Here is a 14527-nt window from a genome sequence, read left to right as displayed (position 1 = left end):
AAAAAAGCCCTGAGCGTTAACTCAGGGCTTTTAATAAGTGGCGGAACGGACGGGACTCGAACCCGCGACCCCCTGCGTGACAGGCAGGTATTCTAACCGACTGAACTACCGCTCCACCGAAGACTGCTGTAACCACCGGATTGATGCACCGGCTTACTACTTAATTTGATGCCTGGCAGTTCCCTACTCTCACATGGGGAGACCCCACACTACCATCGGCGCTACGGCGTTTCACTTCTGAGTTCGGCATGGGGTCAGGTGGGACCACCGCGCTAAAGCCGCCAGGCAAATTCCTGTGCTCTGTCCTGTGTCTTTTGGGCTGATACTGCGTTGGCTGCTCTCGTAAAGTCAGTCACATACCTCAGTATGCTCCTTCCTTTCCTTCGCTTGCCGCCTTGTCTCAGCGCAAAATCCTTCGGACTCTGAATCAAAGCTGAAATTCTGTCTCTTCGCCAAAACATCTTCGGCGTTGTAAGGTTAAGCCTCACGGTTCATTAGTATCGGTTAGCTCAACGCATCGCTGCGCTTACACACCCGACCTATCAACGTCATCGTCTTTAACGTTCCTTCAGGAGACTTTAAGTCTCAGGGAGAACTCATCTCGGGGCAAGTTTCGTGCTTAGATGCTTTCAGCACTTATCTCTTCCGCATTTAGCTACCGGGCAGTGCCATTGGCATGACAACCCGAACACCAGTGATGCGTCCACTCCGGTCCTCTCGTACTAGGAGCAGCCCCCCTCAATTCTCCAGCGCCCACGGCAGATAGGGACCGAACTGTCTCACGACGTTCTAAACCCAGCTCGCGTACCACTTTAAATGGCGAACAGCCATACCCTTGGGACCTACTTCAGCCCCAGGATGTGATGAGCCGACATCGAGGTGCCAAACACCGCCGTCGATATGAACTCTTGGGCGGTATCAGCCTGTTATCCCCGGAGTACCTTTTATCCGTTGAGCGATGGCCCTTCCATTCAGAACCACCGGATCACTATGACCTGCTTTCGCACCTGCTCGAGCCGTCACTCTCGCAGTCAAGCTAGCTTATGCCATTGCACTAACCTCCTGATGTCCGACCAGGATTAGCTAACCTTCGTGCTCCTCCGTTACTCTTTGGGAGGAGACCGCCCCAGTCAAACTACCCACCAGACACTGTCCGCAACCCGGATTACGGGTCTACGTTAGAACACCAGCCATTAAAGGGTGGTATTTCAAGGACGGCTCCACGCAGACTGGCGTCCACGCTTCAAAGCCTCCCACCTATCCTACACATCAAGGACCAGTGTTCAGTGTCAAGCTATAGTAAAGGTTCACGGGGTCTTTCCGTCTTGCCGCGGGTACACTGCATCTTCACAGCGAGTTCAATTTCACTGAGTCTCGGGTGGAGACAGCCTGGCCATCATTACGCCATTCGTGCAGGTCGGAACTTACCCGACAAGGAATTTCGCTACCTTAGGACCGTTATAGTTACGGCCGCCGTTTACCGGGGCTTCGATCAAGAGCTTCGCGTTACCGCTAACCCCATCAATTAACCTTCCGGCACCGGGCAGGCGTCACACCGTATACGTCCACTTTCGTGTTTGCACAGTGCTGTGTTTTTAATAAACAGTTGCAGCCAGCTGGTATCTTCGACTGATTTCAGCTCCACCCGCAGGGGCTTCACCTACATATCAGCGTGCCTTCTCCCGAAGTTACGGCACCATTTTGCCTAGTTCCTTCACCCGAGTTCTCTCAAGCGCCTTGGTATTCTCTACCTGACCACCTGTGTCGGTTTGGGGTACGATTTCGTGTTACCTGATGCTTAGAGGCTTTTCCTGGAAGCAGGGCATTTGTTACTTCAGCACCGTAGTGCCTCGTCATCACACCTCAGCGTTAAAAGGTACCGGATTTACCTGGAACCTCCGCCTACATGCTTAAACCGGGACAACCGTCGCCCGGCTAACATAGCCTTCTCCGTCCCCCCTTCGCAGTAACACCAAGTACAGGAATATTAACCTGTTTCCCATCGACTACGCCTTTCGGCCTCGCCTTAGGGGTCGACTCACCCTGCCCCGATTAACGTTGGACAGGAACCCTTGGTCTTCCGGCGAGCGGGCTTTTCACCCGCTTTATCGTTACTTATGTCAGCATTCGCACTTCTGATACCTCCAGCAACCCTCACAGGCCACCTTCAACGGCTTACAGAACGCTCCCCTACCCAACAACACATAGTGTCGCTGCCGCAGCTTCGGTGCATGGTTTAGCCCCGTTACATCTTCCGCGCAGGCCGACTCGACCAGTGAGCTATTACGCTTTCTTTAAATGATGGCTGCTTCTAAGCCAACATCCTGGCTGTCTGGGCCTTCCCACATCGTTTCCCACTTAACCATGACTTTGGGACCTTAGCTGGCGGTCTGGGTTGTTTCCCTCTTCACGACGGACGTTAGCACCCGCCGTGTGTCTCCCGTGATAACATTCTTCGGTATTCGTAGTTTGCATCGGGTTGGTAAGCCGGGATGGCCCCCTAGCCGAAACAGTGCTCTACCCCCGAAGATGAGTTCACGAGGCGCTACCTAAATAGCTTTCGGGGAGAACCAGCTATCTCCCGGTTTGATTGGCCTTTCACCCCCAGCCACAGGTCATCCGCTAATTTTTCAACATTAGTCGGTTCGGTCCTCCAGTTAGTGTTACCCAACCTTCAACCTGCCCATGGCTAGATCACCGGGTTTCGGGTCTATACCCTGCAACTTAACGCCCAGTTAAGACTCGGTTTCCCTTCGGCTCCCCTATACGGTTAACCTTGCTACAGAATATAAGTCGCTGACCCATTATACAAAAGGTACGCAGTCACACCCGAAGGTGCTCCCACTGCTTGTACGTACACGGTTTCAGGTTCTTTTTCACTCCCCTCGCCGGGGTTCTTTTCGCCTTTCCCTCACGGTACTGGTTCACTATCGGTCAGTCAGGAGTATTTAGCCTTGGAGGATGGTCCCCCCATATTCAGACAGGATACCACGTGTCCCGCCCTACTCTTCGAGTTCACAGCCTGTGCATTTTCGTGTACGGGACTTTCACCCTGTACCGTGCGACTTTCCAGACGCTTCCACTAACACACAAGCTGATTCAGACTCTGGGCTGCTCCCCGTTCGCTCGCCGCTACTGGGGGAATCTCGGTTGATTTCTTTTCCTCGGGGTACTTAGATGTTTCAGTTCCCCCGGTTCGCCTCGTTAACCTATGTATTCAGTTAACGATAGTGTGACGAATCACACTGGGTTTCCCCATTCGGACATCGCCGGGTCAAGGGTTCATATCACCTCGCCGGCGCTTTTCGCAGATTAGCACGTCCTTCATCGCCTCTGACTGCCAGGGCATCCACCGTGTACGCTTAGTCGCTTAACCTCACAACCCGAAGATGTTTCACTTCTGATTGCGAAAATTTGAGAGACTCGAACACACATTAACTGTGTGTCGTTTCAATTTTCAGCTTGATCCAGATTTTTAAAGAGCAAAACTTCGCAGTGCACCTTTTCAGGTTCACTCTGAAGTTTTCTAGTGTTCGCAGTAAAAGATGGTGGAGCTATGCGGGATCGAACCGCAGACCTCCTGCGTGCAAAGCAGGCGCTCTCCCAGCTGAGCTATAGCCCCATCGTTTGCAAACCTCTGTACCGGTAATTTTTCCTGAGACAAGGCGTGGTAACGCGACGCATACATCAGTATGTGAGCGTTGCCGCAACGCAGTATCAGGGAAAATTTGGTAGGCCTGAGTGGACTTGAACCACCGACCTCACCCTTATCAGGGGTGCGCTCTAACCACCTGAGCTACAAGCCTGTAGAGGTTTTTACTGCTGTTTTTCATCAGACAATCTGTGTGAGCACTGCAAAGGCAGGTTCTTTAAGGTAAGGAGGTGATCCAACCGCAGGTTCCCCTACGGTTACCTTGTTACGACTTCACCCCAGTCATGAATCACAAAGTGGTAAGCGCCCTCCCGAAGGTTAAGCTACCTACTTCTTTTGCAACCCACTCCCATGGTGTGACGGGCGGTGTGTACAAGGCCCGGGAACGTATTCACCGTAGCATTCTGATCTACGATTACTAGCGATTCCGACTTCATGGAGTCGAGTTGCAGACTCCAATCCGGACTACGACGCACTTTATGAGGTCCGCTTGCTCTCGCGAGGTCGCTTCTCTTTGTATGCGCCATTGTAGCACGTGTGTAGCCCTGGTCGTAAGGGCCATGATGACTTGACGTCATCCCCACCTTCCTCCAGTTTATCACTGGCAGTCTCCTTTGAGTTCCCGGCCGGACCGCTGGCAACAAAGGATAAGGGTTGCGCTCGTTGCGGGACTTAACCCAACATTTCACAACACGAGCTGACGACAGCCATGCAGCACCTGTCTCACAGTTCCCGAAGGCACCAATCCATCTCTGGAAAGTTCTGTGGATGTCAAGACCAGGTAAGGTTCTTCGCGTTGCATCGAATTAAACCACATGCTCCACCGCTTGTGCGGGCCCCCGTCAATTCATTTGAGTTTTAACCTTGCGGCCGTACTCCCCAGGCGGTCGATTTAACGCGTTAGCTCCGGAAGCCACGCCTCAAGGGCACAACCTCCAAATCGACATCGTTTACGGCGTGGACTACCAGGGTATCTAATCCTGTTTGCTCCCCACGCTTTCGCACCTGAGCGTCAGTCTTTGTCCAGGGGGCCGCCTTCGCCACCGGTATTCCTCCAGATCTCTACGCATTTCACCGCTACACCTGGAATTCTACCCCCCTCTACAAGACTCCAGCCTGCCAGTTTCGAATGCAGTTCCCAGGTTGAGCCCGGGGATTTCACATCCGACTTGACAGACCGCCTGCGTGCGCTTTACGCCCAGTAATTCCGATTAACGCTTGCACCCTCCGTATTACCGCGGCTGCTGGCACGGAGTTAGCCGGTGCTTCTTCTGCGGGTAACGTCAATTGCTGCGGTTATTAACCACAACACCTTCCTCCCCGCTGAAAGTACTTTACAACCCGAAGGCCTTCTTCATACACGCGGCATGGCTGCATCAGGCTTGCGCCCATTGTGCAATATTCCCCACTGCTGCCTCCCGTAGGAGTCTGGACCGTGTCTCAGTTCCAGTGTGGCTGGTCATCCTCTCAGACCAGCTAGGGATCGTCGCCTAGGTGAGCCGTTACCCCACCTACTAGCTAATCCCATCTGGGCACATCTGATGGCAAGAGGCCCGAAGGTCCCCCTCTTTGGTCTTGCGACGTTATGCGGTATTAGCTACCGTTTCCAGTAGTTATCCCCCTCCATCAGGCAGTTTCCCAGACATTACTCACCCGTCCGCCACTCGTCACCCGAGAGCAAGCTCTCTGTGCTACCGTTCGACTTGCATGTGTTAGGCCTGCCGCCAGCGTTCAATCTGAGCCATGATCAAACTCTTCAATTTAAAAGTTTGATGCTCAATGAATTAAACTTCGTAATGAATTACGTGTTCACTCGTTGAGACTTGGTATTCATTTTTTCGTCCGAGGACGTTAAGAATCCATGTCACTTTGAGTGCCCACACAGATTGTCTGATAAATTGTTAAAGAGCAGTTGCGACGCGCTTCAGCGCTCTGTCGCGAGGTGGCGTATATTACGCTTTCCTCTTTCAGAGTCAACCCTGAATTTCAGGATTTTTTCTCTTCAACCGACCGGGTTGTTTGTGAAGTGATTCACATCCGCCGTGTCGATGGAGGCGCATTATAGGGGGCCTCCGGGGAATGACAAGCGGAAATATGCATTTTTATTTCAACCGCTCATCTTTTCGCCAAAAAGCCTATTTTTGGTGCTTTTTGATCGTTTCAGGCAGATCGGCCAGGCTATTAATCACCCAATCCGCTGCAGTCTCTGCTTCTGGCGTCACGGGTTTGCCGGTGCGAACTAATACTTTGGTACCCACACCCGCCGCGGTTGCCGCCTGCATATCTTCCATTTTATCGCCCACCATATAAGAAGCGGCCATATCAATATGCAAAAATTCCTGCGCCGAGATAAACATCCCCGGGTGCGGCTTACGGCAATCACAGGTCTGGCGATACTCTTCTACCGTTCCCTGCGGGTGATGAGGACAATAATAGATGCCATCAAGATCAACACCGCGGTCGGCAAGAGACCAGTCCATCCATTCCGTCAGCGTTTCGAATTGCGCTTCGGTAAATTTGCCACGCGCGATACCAGACTGGTTGGTGACAACCACCAGCGCATAGCCCATCTCTTTTAGCTGGCGCATGGCATCGATAACGCCTTCGATAAATTCGAACTCGTCAATCTCGTGAACATAACCGTGATCCACATTAATAGTGCCATCACGATCGAGAAAAATTGCGGGTACTGATTTTGCCACCGGTTTGCTCCTGAAAAAGGCGTGTTCAGCTAGTATCTCATGAATCGCAGCGCAATAAAGTGCTCATCGCACAGAGTTGGATTGATTTAGACGTCTGGATGCCTTAACATCCGTTTTGTTTACGGGCATCACCCGTATCTGGCAGACGAAAATGCCACGGCTAACTTACATACGATAAAAATAATCTAATGATTAAACTTTCCAATATCACCAAAGTGTTCCAGCAGGGGAACCGAACCATTCAGGCGCTGAACAATGTCAGCCTGCATGTTCCTGCTGGTCAGATTTATGGCGTCATTGGCGCATCGGGTGCAGGTAAAAGTACACTGATCCGTTGTGTTAACCTGCTTGAGCGCCCAACCCAGGGCAGCGTAGAAGTTGGCGGACAAGAACTGACCGCGCTCTCAGAAAAAGAACTGACCAAAGCGCGTCGCCAGATTGGCATGATCTTCCAGCACTTTAACCTGCTGGCGTCACGCACAGTGTTCGGCAACGTCGCCTTACCGCTGGAGCTCGACAACACGCCTAAAGATGAGGTTAAGCGTCGCGTAACCGAGCTGCTGGATCTCGTCGGTCTGGGTGATAAACATGATAGCTACCCGGCCAATCTGTCTGGCGGACAAAAACAGCGTGTAGCCATTGCCCGTGCGCTGGCAAGCAATCCCAAAGTGCTGCTGTGCGATGAAGCCACCAGCGCATTAGACCCGGCCACCACCCGTTCTATTCTGGAACTGCTGAAAGACATTAACCGTCGTCTCGGCCTGACGATCCTCCTTATTACCCACGAGATGGATGTCGTAAAACGCATCTGTGACTGTGTTGCCGTGATCAGCAACGGTGAACTGATTGAGCAGGACACGGTAAGTGAAGTGTTTTCACATCCTAAGACCCCGCTGGCGCAGCAATTTATTCAGTCCACACTGCATCTGGATATTCCGGAAGATTATCTGGAGCGTTTGAAAACCGAACCCACGACGGACAGCGTCCCGATGCTGCGAATGGAGTTCACCGGTCAGTCCGTTGATGCCCCGCTGCTTTCCGAAACCGCGCGCCGCTTCAATGTGAACAACAACATCATCAGCGCGCAGATGGATTACGCCGGTGGCGTGAAGTTCGGCATCATGCTGACGGAAATGCACGGCACACAAGAAGAAACCCAGGCGGCAATTGCCTGGCTGCAAGAACATCACGTAAAAATAGAGGTACTGGGTTATGTCTGAGCCGATGATGTGGCTGCTGGTTCGCGGCGTTTGGGAAACGCTGGCAATGACCTTTGTATCCGGTTTCTTTGGTTTTGTGATTGGCCTGCCGGTCGGCGTACTGCTGTACGTGACGCGTCCGGGTCAAATCATTGAGAACGCGAAGTTGTACCGTACGCTCTCTGCGCTGGTGAACATCTTCCGTTCTATCCCGTTTATTATTCTGCTGGTATGGATGATTCCATTCACCCGCGTGATTGTCGGCACCTCTATTGGTCTGCAGGCGGCCATTGTTCCCCTGACGGTTGGCGCCGCGCCGTTTATCGCGCGTATGGTGGAAAACGCCCTGCTTGAAATTCCAACCGGGTTGATCGAAGCTTCCCGCGCAATGGGCGCAACGCCGATGCAGATCGTGCGCAAGGTTCTGCTGCCGGAAGCACTGCCAGGCCTGGTGAATGCGGCAACCATTACGCTTATCACCCTGGTCGGTTATTCCGCGATGGGCGGTGCCGTTGGCGCTGGCGGTTTAGGCCAGATTGGTTACCAGTACGGCTATATTGGTTATAACGCTACCGTAATGAATACCGTTCTGGTATTGCTGGTTGTACTGGTTTATCTCATCCAGTTCTCTGGCGATCGCATCGTCCGGGCTGTTACGCACAAATAACGTTACACACAACACAAACTCGACGAGTTAAGGATAAAAACATGGCGTTTAAATTAAAGACCTTTGCTGCAGCAGGCGCGCTGATCGGCTCTCTGGCACTGGTGGGTTGTGGTCAGGACGAAAAAGATCCAAACCACATTAAAGTGGGCGTTATCGTGGGTGCAGAACAGCAGGTTGCTGAAACCGCTCAGAAAGTGGCAAAAGAGAAGTATGGCCTTGATGTTGAGCTGGTGACCTTCAACGATTACGTTCTGCCGAACGAAGCGCTGAGCAAAGGCGATATTGACGCCAACGCCTTCCAGCACAAACCGTATCTGGATCAGCAGATCAAGGATCGCGGTTACAAACTGGTTGCTGTGGGTAACACCTTCGTTTACCCAATCGCGGGCTACTCCAAGAAGATTAAATCGCTGGACGAACTGCAGCCAGGCTCTCAGGTTGCTGTGCCAAACGACCCAACTAACCTGGGCCGTTCCCTGCTGCTGCTGCAGAAAGTGGGCCTGATTAAACTGAAAGACGGCGTTGGCCTGCTGCCGACCGTTCTCGACGTGACCGAGAACCCGAAAAATCTGAAAATTGTTGAGCTGGAAGCGCCACAGCTGCCACGCTCTCTGGACGATGCGCAGATCGCCCTGGCTGTTATCAACACTACCTACGCCAGCCAGATTGGCCTGACCCCGGCAAAAGACGGCATCTTTGTGGAAGACAAAGATTCCCCGTACGTTAACCTGATCGTGACCCGTGAAGACAACAAAGACGCGGAAAACGTGAAGAAATTCGTTCAGGCTTATCAGTCTGAAGAAGTTTACCAGGAAGCCAACAAAGTGTTTAACGGCGGCGCGGTTAAAGGCTGGTAATCTGACCTCAGTGTAATATCATCAAGACGGGCTTCTGCCCGTCTTGTCATTTGTGCAGTCAACTGATTCAATATCTGACGTTTTGATTATCCACTGAGGAATTATTATGCGTGCTTTACCGATCTGTCTTTTAGCACTGATGCTGAGCGGCTGTTCTATGCTAAGCAGATCTCCAGTTGAACCCGTTCAAAGCACTGCAACCCCGCCAAAAGCAGAGCCCGTTAAACCTAAAGCGCCTCGCCCTGCGCCGGTACGTATCATTACCAAAGCCGACGACCTCGTGGGCAAGCCTTTCCGTGAGCTCGGTGAGGTGAGCGGTGAATCCTGTCAGGCTACCAATCAGGACTCCCCACCCAACATTCCGACAGCCCGTAAACGTATGCAGATCAACGCGGCCAAAATGAAAGCTAACGCGGTACTGTTGCACAGCTGTGAAGTCACCAGCGGGACACCAGGCTGCTATCGTCAGGCGGTGTGTATTGGTTCGGCGCTGACCATTTCGGCGAAATGAGTGCCTTTCATTTCGAACAGATAGGCGTTATCCGCTCTCCTTACAAAGAGAAGTTTGCCGTGCCACGCCAGCCGGGTCTGGTCACCAGCGGCAGCGGTGAACTTCACTTGATTGCGCCCTATAATCAGGCCGATGCGGTGCGCGGGCTTGAGGCGTTCAGCCATCTATGGGTTGTTTTTGTGTTTCACCAGACGATGGACGGTGGCTGGCGTCCTACGGTGCGCCCTCCTCGTCTGGGCGGAAATGCCCGGATGGGGGTATTCGCGACTCGCTCAACCTTTCGTCCAAACCCGATCGGCATGTCGCTGGTTGAACTGAAAGGAATACGCTGTCAGAAAGATCAGGTGATACTGGAGTTAGGCAGCCTTGACCTGGTTGATGGCACCCCGGTTATCGACATTAAACCCTATCTGCCTTTTGCCGAAGCGTTGCCAGATGCCCGGGCCAGCTACGCCCAGCAAGCACCGCAGGCGGATATGCCTGTTCACTTTACGCCAGAACTGCTTACGCAAATTGGCCAACTGGAAAAGCGCTATCCCCGTTTGCGGGACTTTATCGTAGACGTTCTGGCGCAGGATCCGCGTCCAGCCTACCGTAAAGAAGAGGAAGCCGGGAAAACCTACGCCGTCTGGCTGCTGGATTTTAATGTCCGCTGGCGCGTGACAGAGACCGGTTTTGAAGTGTTTGCCCTGGAACCCAGGTAATTTTCTTCTCCTCTCTTTTGGCATCTTTGCCACACTGGTAAACTAAACCACTTTTTTTGTGTCAGGCTGGCGTTTCAGCCTGTTCCAATCGTCGAAATGGAACCGTAACAACATGCGTACTAGCCAATATCTGCTCTCCACACTGAAGGAGACACCTGCCGACGCCGAAGTCATCAGCCACCAGCTGATGCTGCGCGCCGGGATGATCCGCAAGCTGGCCTCCGGGTTGTACACCTGGCTGCCGACCGGCGTGCGCGTCCTGAAAAAAGTCGAAAACATCGTGCGTGAAGAGATGAATAACGCCGGTGCTATCGAGGTGTCCATGCCCGTGGTTCAGCCCGCTGACCTGTGGCAGGAGAGCGGCCGTTGGGAGCAATATGGCCCTGAACTGCTGCGCTTCGTTGACCGTGGCGAGCGTCCGTTCGTCCTCGGCCCGACGCATGAAGAAGTGATCACCGATCTGATTCGCAATGAGCTGAGCTCTTACAAACAGCTGCCGCTGAACTTCTTCCAGATCCAGACCAAGTTCCGTGACGAAGTTCGCCCACGTTTCGGCGTTATGCGTTCTCGCGAATTCCTGATGAAAGATGCTTACTCTTTCCATACTTCTCAGGAATCTCTGCAAGAGACCTACGACAAAATGTACGAGGCTTACAGCAAAATCTTCTCCCGCATGGGTCTGGATTTCCGTGCTGTGCAGGCCGATACCGGCTCTATCGGTGGTAGCGCGTCCCATGAGTTCCAGGTTCTGGCGCAGAGCGGTGAAGACGATGTGATCTTCTCTGACTCCTCTGACTACGCGGCAAACATTGAATTTGCTGAAGCACTGGCACCAAAAGAACCACGCGGCGCGGCAACCCAGGAAATGACGCTGGTTGACACGCCAAATGCCAAAACCATTGCCGAGCTGGTTGAGCAGTTTGCGCTGCCGATCGAAAAAACCGTTAAAACGCTGCTGGTGAAATCCACTGAAGGCAGTGCATACCCGCTGGTTGCCCTGCTGGTACGCGGTGATCACGAGCTGAACGAAGTGAAAGCTGAGAAGCTGCCACAGGTTGCCAGCCCACTGACCTTCGCAACGGAAGCAGAAATCCGCGCCGTCGTAAACGCAGGCCCAGGCTCTCTGGGTCCGGTGAATATGCCTGTGCCTGTTGTGATTGACCGCACGGTTGCGGCGATGAGCGACTTCGCTGCAGGCGCTAACATTGATGGTAAACACTACTTTGGCATCAACTGGGATCGCGATGTGGCAACGCCAGAAGTGGCGGATATTCGCAACGTTGTTGCAGGCGATCCAAGCCCGGATGGCCAGGGCACCCTGATGATTAAACGCGGCATCGAAGTGGGCCATATCTTCCAGCTGGGCGATAAATATTCCCGTGCGCTGAACGCTGCCGTTCAGGGTGAAGATGGCCGTAACCAGATCCTGACCATGGGTTGCTACGGTATCGGGGTAACGCGCGTGGTGGCTGCGGCGATTGAGCAGAACTACGACGAGCGTGGCATTGTCTGGCCGGATAACATCGCGCCGTTCCAGGTGGCGATCCTGCCAATGAACATGCACAAGTCTTACCGTGTGCAGGAGCTGGCTGAGAAACTGTACGCAGAGCTGCGCGCGCAGGGTATCGAAGTGCTGATGGACGACCGTAAAGAACGTCCGGGCGTGATGTTTGCTGATATGGAACTGGTTGGTATTCCTCATACCATCGTTATCGGTGACCGTAACCTCGACAGCGACGAGATTGAATATAAATACCGTCGTAGCGGCGAAAAACAGATGATCAAGACTGGTGATATCCTTGATTACCTGGTAAAAGCCATCAAAGGTTAAATAAAAAACCCCGCTCAGGCGGGGTTTTTTCATGGCGCAAAGCCATCGTTATTTACTGTTACAGTCTTTGCCTGCCGCGAACTTCGCGTCTTTATCTGCCACAAGGGTTTTCACCAACTCGCCGCTATCCGGGTTTGGCTCCAGCGTAAAGTGACCGTCGACCGTCAATAATACCGGCTTACTGTCATTTCCGCGTGCGACCGCATAATCCCGTTCCAGCTGGGCATTGTTCGCCACGCTCACTTTCTTACCCGTTGCGCAGTCTGTAAAGATGGCCGCATCAGCCATATAGAAATACATGCCCCGCATCGGCATCGGCGTGGCCGGCAGCGCCGCTTTCACCGGAGCCAGCGTGTAGTTGAACTGGGATTCAATCGGGTTGCCTTCACGGTCGAGCATCTCCATCCCCTCGCCTTTGGCGCGGAAATACGTTTTCTCGCCGCTCGTATCGGTCAACACCAGCTTCTCGGCCGTGCGTGCCCATGTCCCGTAAGTCGCAAAAGAGGAGGGTTCTTTCGCGCCCTGATACCGCTGATTCATGACCCACGTACCGTCTTTTTGCAGGAACAGCGACGTCTCAATGCCTTCACAGTCGGCACAAGGCAGTACGCCGCGCCAGCTCTGCTGCATTGGCTTTAACTCTTCATTCTGCGTGGGCTGCAGGACCTGCGTTTCCGAACGGTTGTTACATCCGAAAAGCGCAAAGAGCGTACTCACTGCCAACGCTGACCATAATGCTTTTTTCACAATGAATTCCTTATGAAATAGTGTTCCTTTTCGTCAATCCAAAGGGCGACGAACTTTACCGCGTAGTGCTTTCACTGTGGATTTCTGAGCCTTTGACGACAACCGACGCTCTTTCGATGCGCGGGTTGGCCGCGTTGCCCGACGGCTTTTTTGCACCGCAGTTAATTCTTTTATCACCGCCACCAGTCTGGCAATTGCCGCTTCCCGGTTTAACTCCTGGCTACGGTACTCCTGCGCCTTGATCACAATGACACCGTCGCTGGTGATCAGATGATGGCTGGCAGCGAGCAGACTTTCCTTATAATACTCTGGCAGGCTTGAGGCCCGAATGTCAAAGCGCAAATGGATAGCGGTTGAAGCCTTGTTAACGTGCTGTCCCCCCGCCCCCTGCGCACGGATGGCGGTGATCTCCAGCTCATTGTCCGGGATGCTGACGTTTCGGGACAACACGATCATGAAGCAGGCTGCCACGCCGTCAGATGAATTTCCAGATTATTCTGAGAGTCAGAAAGCCAGATAGCGCCGTCCTGGATCGTCGCCTGCAGAGTCATCGTCCGGCTGGCGAATTCGCTCAGCTGCGCCAGTTGTTCATCATCCAGATACCAGACCGTGAGGTTTTTAAACTGACCGCACTTGCTCTTGGTTTGCTGCCACCAGATTTCCGCAGCGCGTTGGTTGTACGCGAATAGCGCCACTTCCGCAGACTGGGTACACGCCTTTTTAAGGCGGCGCTCATCCGGCAGACCAAGTTCAATCCATAAATCGATACCCAGATGATCGTTACGCAGCCAGGCTTCCGGCTCGTCTTCTGCGCTTAAGCCACGGGTAAACTGCAGACGCTCGTCGGCATATTTAATCCACGCCAGCAGGCGCAGCATCATGCGCTCCTGGGTTTCAGAGGGGTGACGCGCCAGCGTCAGTGACGCATCCAGAAACTGGTTGCGGTCAAGGTCAGCCACATTGACCACCGCTTTATAAATTGTCGCTTTCAGCGCCATGGGTGAACTCCTTTCGAATCAGGCGCACATTGTAGCGAAAACAGCGGCAAAAGGCTGTTACGCCGTGATGAATACGGCGCCATCAAGGCTCTGATATTGCTTAAATGAGTATGGTATAGTCACCTTGCTAAACCGAGTTTATCTTCGTAGGCTTAATGATATCTCACAGTAAGTCAGTGCGCTGGCGGGAGGGGATGTGAATAATTATTGTGAGCTAATTCGCAAACGGTATGCGGAAATCGCCAGCGGAGATCTGGGATATGTCCCGGATGCGTTGGGCTGTGTATTGAAAGTGCTTAATGAAGTGGCCTCTGATGAGAGCCTTTCAGAATCGGTCAGGGAAAAAGCAGCGTATGCTGCGGCGAATTTACTGGTGAGCGATTATGTCGATGAATGATACTTATCAACCCATCAATTGTGATGACTATGACAACCTCGAACTCGCCTGCCAGCATCATTTAATACTGACGCTGGAGTTAAAAGATGGCGAAGTGTTGAAGGCGAAAGCCAGCGACCTGGTTTCACGTAAGAATGTGGAATATCTGATAGTGGAAGACGCCGGTGCGACGCGTGAGCTACGCCTGGACAAAATTGCCAGCTTCAGCCACCCGCAAATCGGCACCGTCGTGGTGAGCGAATCCTGATGACACTAACGGGCA

12 protein-coding genes, 3 tRNA genes and 3 rRNA genes are annotated in these 14527 nt (G+C 53.0%); 8 read left to right on the top strand and 10 right to left on the bottom strand.

Features of this window, described 5'->3' with window-relative positions:
• Positions 1-38: 38 nt before the first annotated feature.
• The 7 genes from ACQG19_RS04290 to gmhB all read right to left on the bottom strand — a co-directional run bounded on the left by ACQG19_RS04290 (position 39) and on the right by gmhB (position 6354).
• Positions 39-115 (bottom strand) — tRNA-Asp (locus tag ACQG19_RS04290).
• A 55-nt stretch (positions 116-170) separates the two neighbouring features.
• A 5S ribosomal RNA gene (gene rrf, locus ACQG19_RS04285) occupies positions 171-286 on the bottom strand.
• Positions 287-473: 187 nt separating this feature from the next.
• Positions 474-3376: ribosomal RNA gene (locus tag ACQG19_RS04280) — 23S ribosomal RNA — on the bottom strand.
• Positions 3377-3546: 170 nt separating this feature from the next.
• Positions 3547-3622, bottom strand: a tRNA-Ala gene (locus tag ACQG19_RS04275).
• A gap of 107 nt (positions 3623-3729) precedes the next feature.
• Positions 3730-3806, bottom strand: a tRNA-Ile gene (locus ACQG19_RS04270).
• A gap of 69 nt (positions 3807-3875) precedes the next feature.
• Positions 3876-5415: ribosomal RNA gene (locus ACQG19_RS04265) — 16S ribosomal RNA — on the bottom strand.
• Together the 16S, 23S and 5S rRNA genes with 3 tRNA genes alongside form the textbook arrangement of a ribosomal RNA operon.
• Before the next feature lie 372 nt (positions 5416-5787).
• Positions 5788-6354, bottom strand: a complete 567-nt coding sequence (gmhB, locus tag ACQG19_RS04260) for a D-glycero-beta-D-manno-heptose 1,7-bisphosphate 7-phosphatase (RefSeq protein ID WP_246932931.1) — start codon at positions 6352-6354, stop codon at positions 5788-5790.
• A gap of 188 nt (positions 6355-6542) precedes the next feature.
• On the opposite strand from gmhB, the gene metN reads away from it, so the two are divergent.
• From metN to proS, 6 genes are all read left to right on the top strand, one after another.
• Positions 6543-7574, top strand: a complete 1032-nt coding sequence (metN, locus tag ACQG19_RS04255; protein ID WP_023621751.1) for a methionine ABC transporter ATP-binding protein MetN — start codon at positions 6543-6545, stop codon at positions 7572-7574.
• Positions 7567-8220, top strand: a complete 654-nt coding sequence (locus tag ACQG19_RS04250; protein WP_003856130.1) for a methionine ABC transporter permease MetI — start codon at positions 7567-7569, stop codon at positions 8218-8220. Before metN ends, ACQG19_RS04250 begins: the two co-directional genes overlap by 8 nt.
• Before the next feature lie 41 nt (positions 8221-8261).
• A complete protein-coding gene (gene metQ / locus ACQG19_RS04245; protein WP_013095678.1) occupies positions 8262-9077 on the top strand; it encodes a methionine ABC transporter substrate-binding lipoprotein MetQ in 816 nt (271 codons plus the stop codon).
• 106 nt (positions 9078-9183) lie between these two features.
• Positions 9184-9588: an Rcs stress response system protein RcsF gene (rcsF, locus tag ACQG19_RS04240; RefSeq protein WP_023621752.1), complete on the top strand. Its 405-nt coding sequence runs from the start codon at positions 9184-9186 to the stop codon at positions 9586-9588.
• The gene (tsaA, locus tag ACQG19_RS04235) at positions 9585-10292 is read left to right on the top strand and encodes a tRNA (N6-threonylcarbamoyladenosine(37)-N6)-methyltransferase TrmO (protein WP_020688560.1); all 708 of its coding nucleotides are present in this window, start codon (positions 9585-9587) and stop codon (positions 10290-10292) included. Before rcsF ends, tsaA begins: the two co-directional genes overlap by 4 nt.
• Before the next feature lie 112 nt (positions 10293-10404).
• The gene (gene proS / locus ACQG19_RS04230; protein WP_222169219.1) at positions 10405-12123 is read left to right on the top strand and encodes a proline--tRNA ligase; all 1719 of its coding nucleotides are present in this window, start codon (positions 10405-10407) and stop codon (positions 12121-12123) included.
• A gap of 48 nt (positions 12124-12171) precedes the next feature.
• On the opposite strand, the gene nlpE is transcribed toward proS, so the two are convergent.
• From nlpE to ACQG19_RS04215, 3 genes are read right to left on the bottom strand one after another with little or no spacing between them, the layout of a single operon-like run.
• A complete protein-coding gene (gene nlpE / locus ACQG19_RS04225) occupies positions 12172-12870 on the bottom strand; it encodes an envelope stress response activation lipoprotein NlpE (RefSeq protein WP_013095674.1) in 699 nt (232 codons plus the stop codon).
• Positions 12871-12903: 33 nt separating this feature from the next.
• The gene (arfB, locus tag ACQG19_RS04220; RefSeq protein ID WP_020688557.1) at positions 12904-13326 is read right to left on the bottom strand and encodes an alternative ribosome rescue aminoacyl-tRNA hydrolase ArfB; all 423 of its coding nucleotides are present in this window, start codon (positions 13324-13326) and stop codon (positions 12904-12906) included.
• Positions 13323-13868, bottom strand: coding sequence for a YaeQ family protein (locus ACQG19_RS04215; RefSeq protein ID WP_040022781.1), 546 nt, complete (start codon positions 13866-13868; stop codon positions 13323-13325). The genes arfB and ACQG19_RS04215 overlap by 4 nt, the downstream gene beginning before the upstream one ends.
• Positions 13869-14064: 196 nt before the next feature.
• On the opposite strand from ACQG19_RS04215, the gene ACQG19_RS04210 reads away from it, so the two are divergent.
• A complete protein-coding gene (locus tag ACQG19_RS04210; protein WP_008501889.1) occupies positions 14065-14265 on the top strand; it encodes a YaeP family protein in 201 nt (66 codons plus the stop codon).
• Positions 14252-14512 carry a Rho-binding antiterminator gene (rof, locus tag ACQG19_RS04205; RefSeq protein ID WP_014830722.1) on the top strand — a complete coding sequence of 87 codons (261 nt, stop codon included), beginning with the start codon at positions 14252-14254 and terminating at the stop codon, positions 14510-14512. Before ACQG19_RS04210 ends, rof begins: the two co-directional genes overlap by 14 nt.
• Positions 14513-14527: the final 15 nt, after the last annotated feature.

The organism is Enterobacter cloacae complex sp. 277I4, assembly GCF_050031465.1.
GTDB lineage: Bacteria > Pseudomonadota > Gammaproteobacteria > Enterobacterales > Enterobacteriaceae > Enterobacter > Enterobacter cloacae.
The sequence above is the reverse complement of the archived record's forward strand: the minus strand, read 5'-3'. Positions and strand labels throughout refer to the sequence as shown.

What these genes read in the sequence shown, in the direction of transcription:
- metN (WP_023621751.1), top strand. Translation starts at nt 6,543, where the DNA reads ATGATTAAACTTTCCAATATCACCAAAGTGTTCCAGCAGGGGAACCGA.
- ACQG19_RS04250 (WP_003856130.1), top strand. Translation starts at nt 7,567, where the DNA reads ATGTCTGAGCCGATGATGTGGCTGCTGGTTCGCGGCGTTTGGGAAACG.
- metQ (WP_013095678.1), top strand. Translation starts at nt 8,262, where the DNA reads ATGGCGTTTAAATTAAAGACCTTTGCTGCAGCAGGCGCGCTGATCGGC.
- rcsF (WP_023621752.1), top strand. Translation starts at nt 9,184, where the DNA reads ATGCGTGCTTTACCGATCTGTCTTTTAGCACTGATGCTGAGCGGCTGT.
- tsaA (WP_020688560.1), top strand. Translation starts at nt 9,585, where the DNA reads ATGAGTGCCTTTCATTTCGAACAGATAGGCGTTATCCGCTCTCCTTAC.
- proS (WP_222169219.1), top strand. Translation starts at nt 10,405, where the DNA reads ATGCGTACTAGCCAATATCTGCTCTCCACACTGAAGGAGACACCTGCC.
- arfB (WP_020688557.1), bottom strand. Translation starts at nt 13,326, where the DNA reads ATGATCGTGTTGTCCCGAAACGTCAGCATCCCGGACAATGAGCTGGAG.
- ACQG19_RS04215 (WP_040022781.1), bottom strand. Translation starts at nt 13,868, where the DNA reads ATGGCGCTGAAAGCGACAATTTATAAAGCGGTGGTCAATGTGGCTGAC.
- rof (WP_014830722.1), top strand. Translation starts at nt 14,252, where the DNA reads ATGTCGATGAATGATACTTATCAACCCATCAATTGTGATGACTATGAC.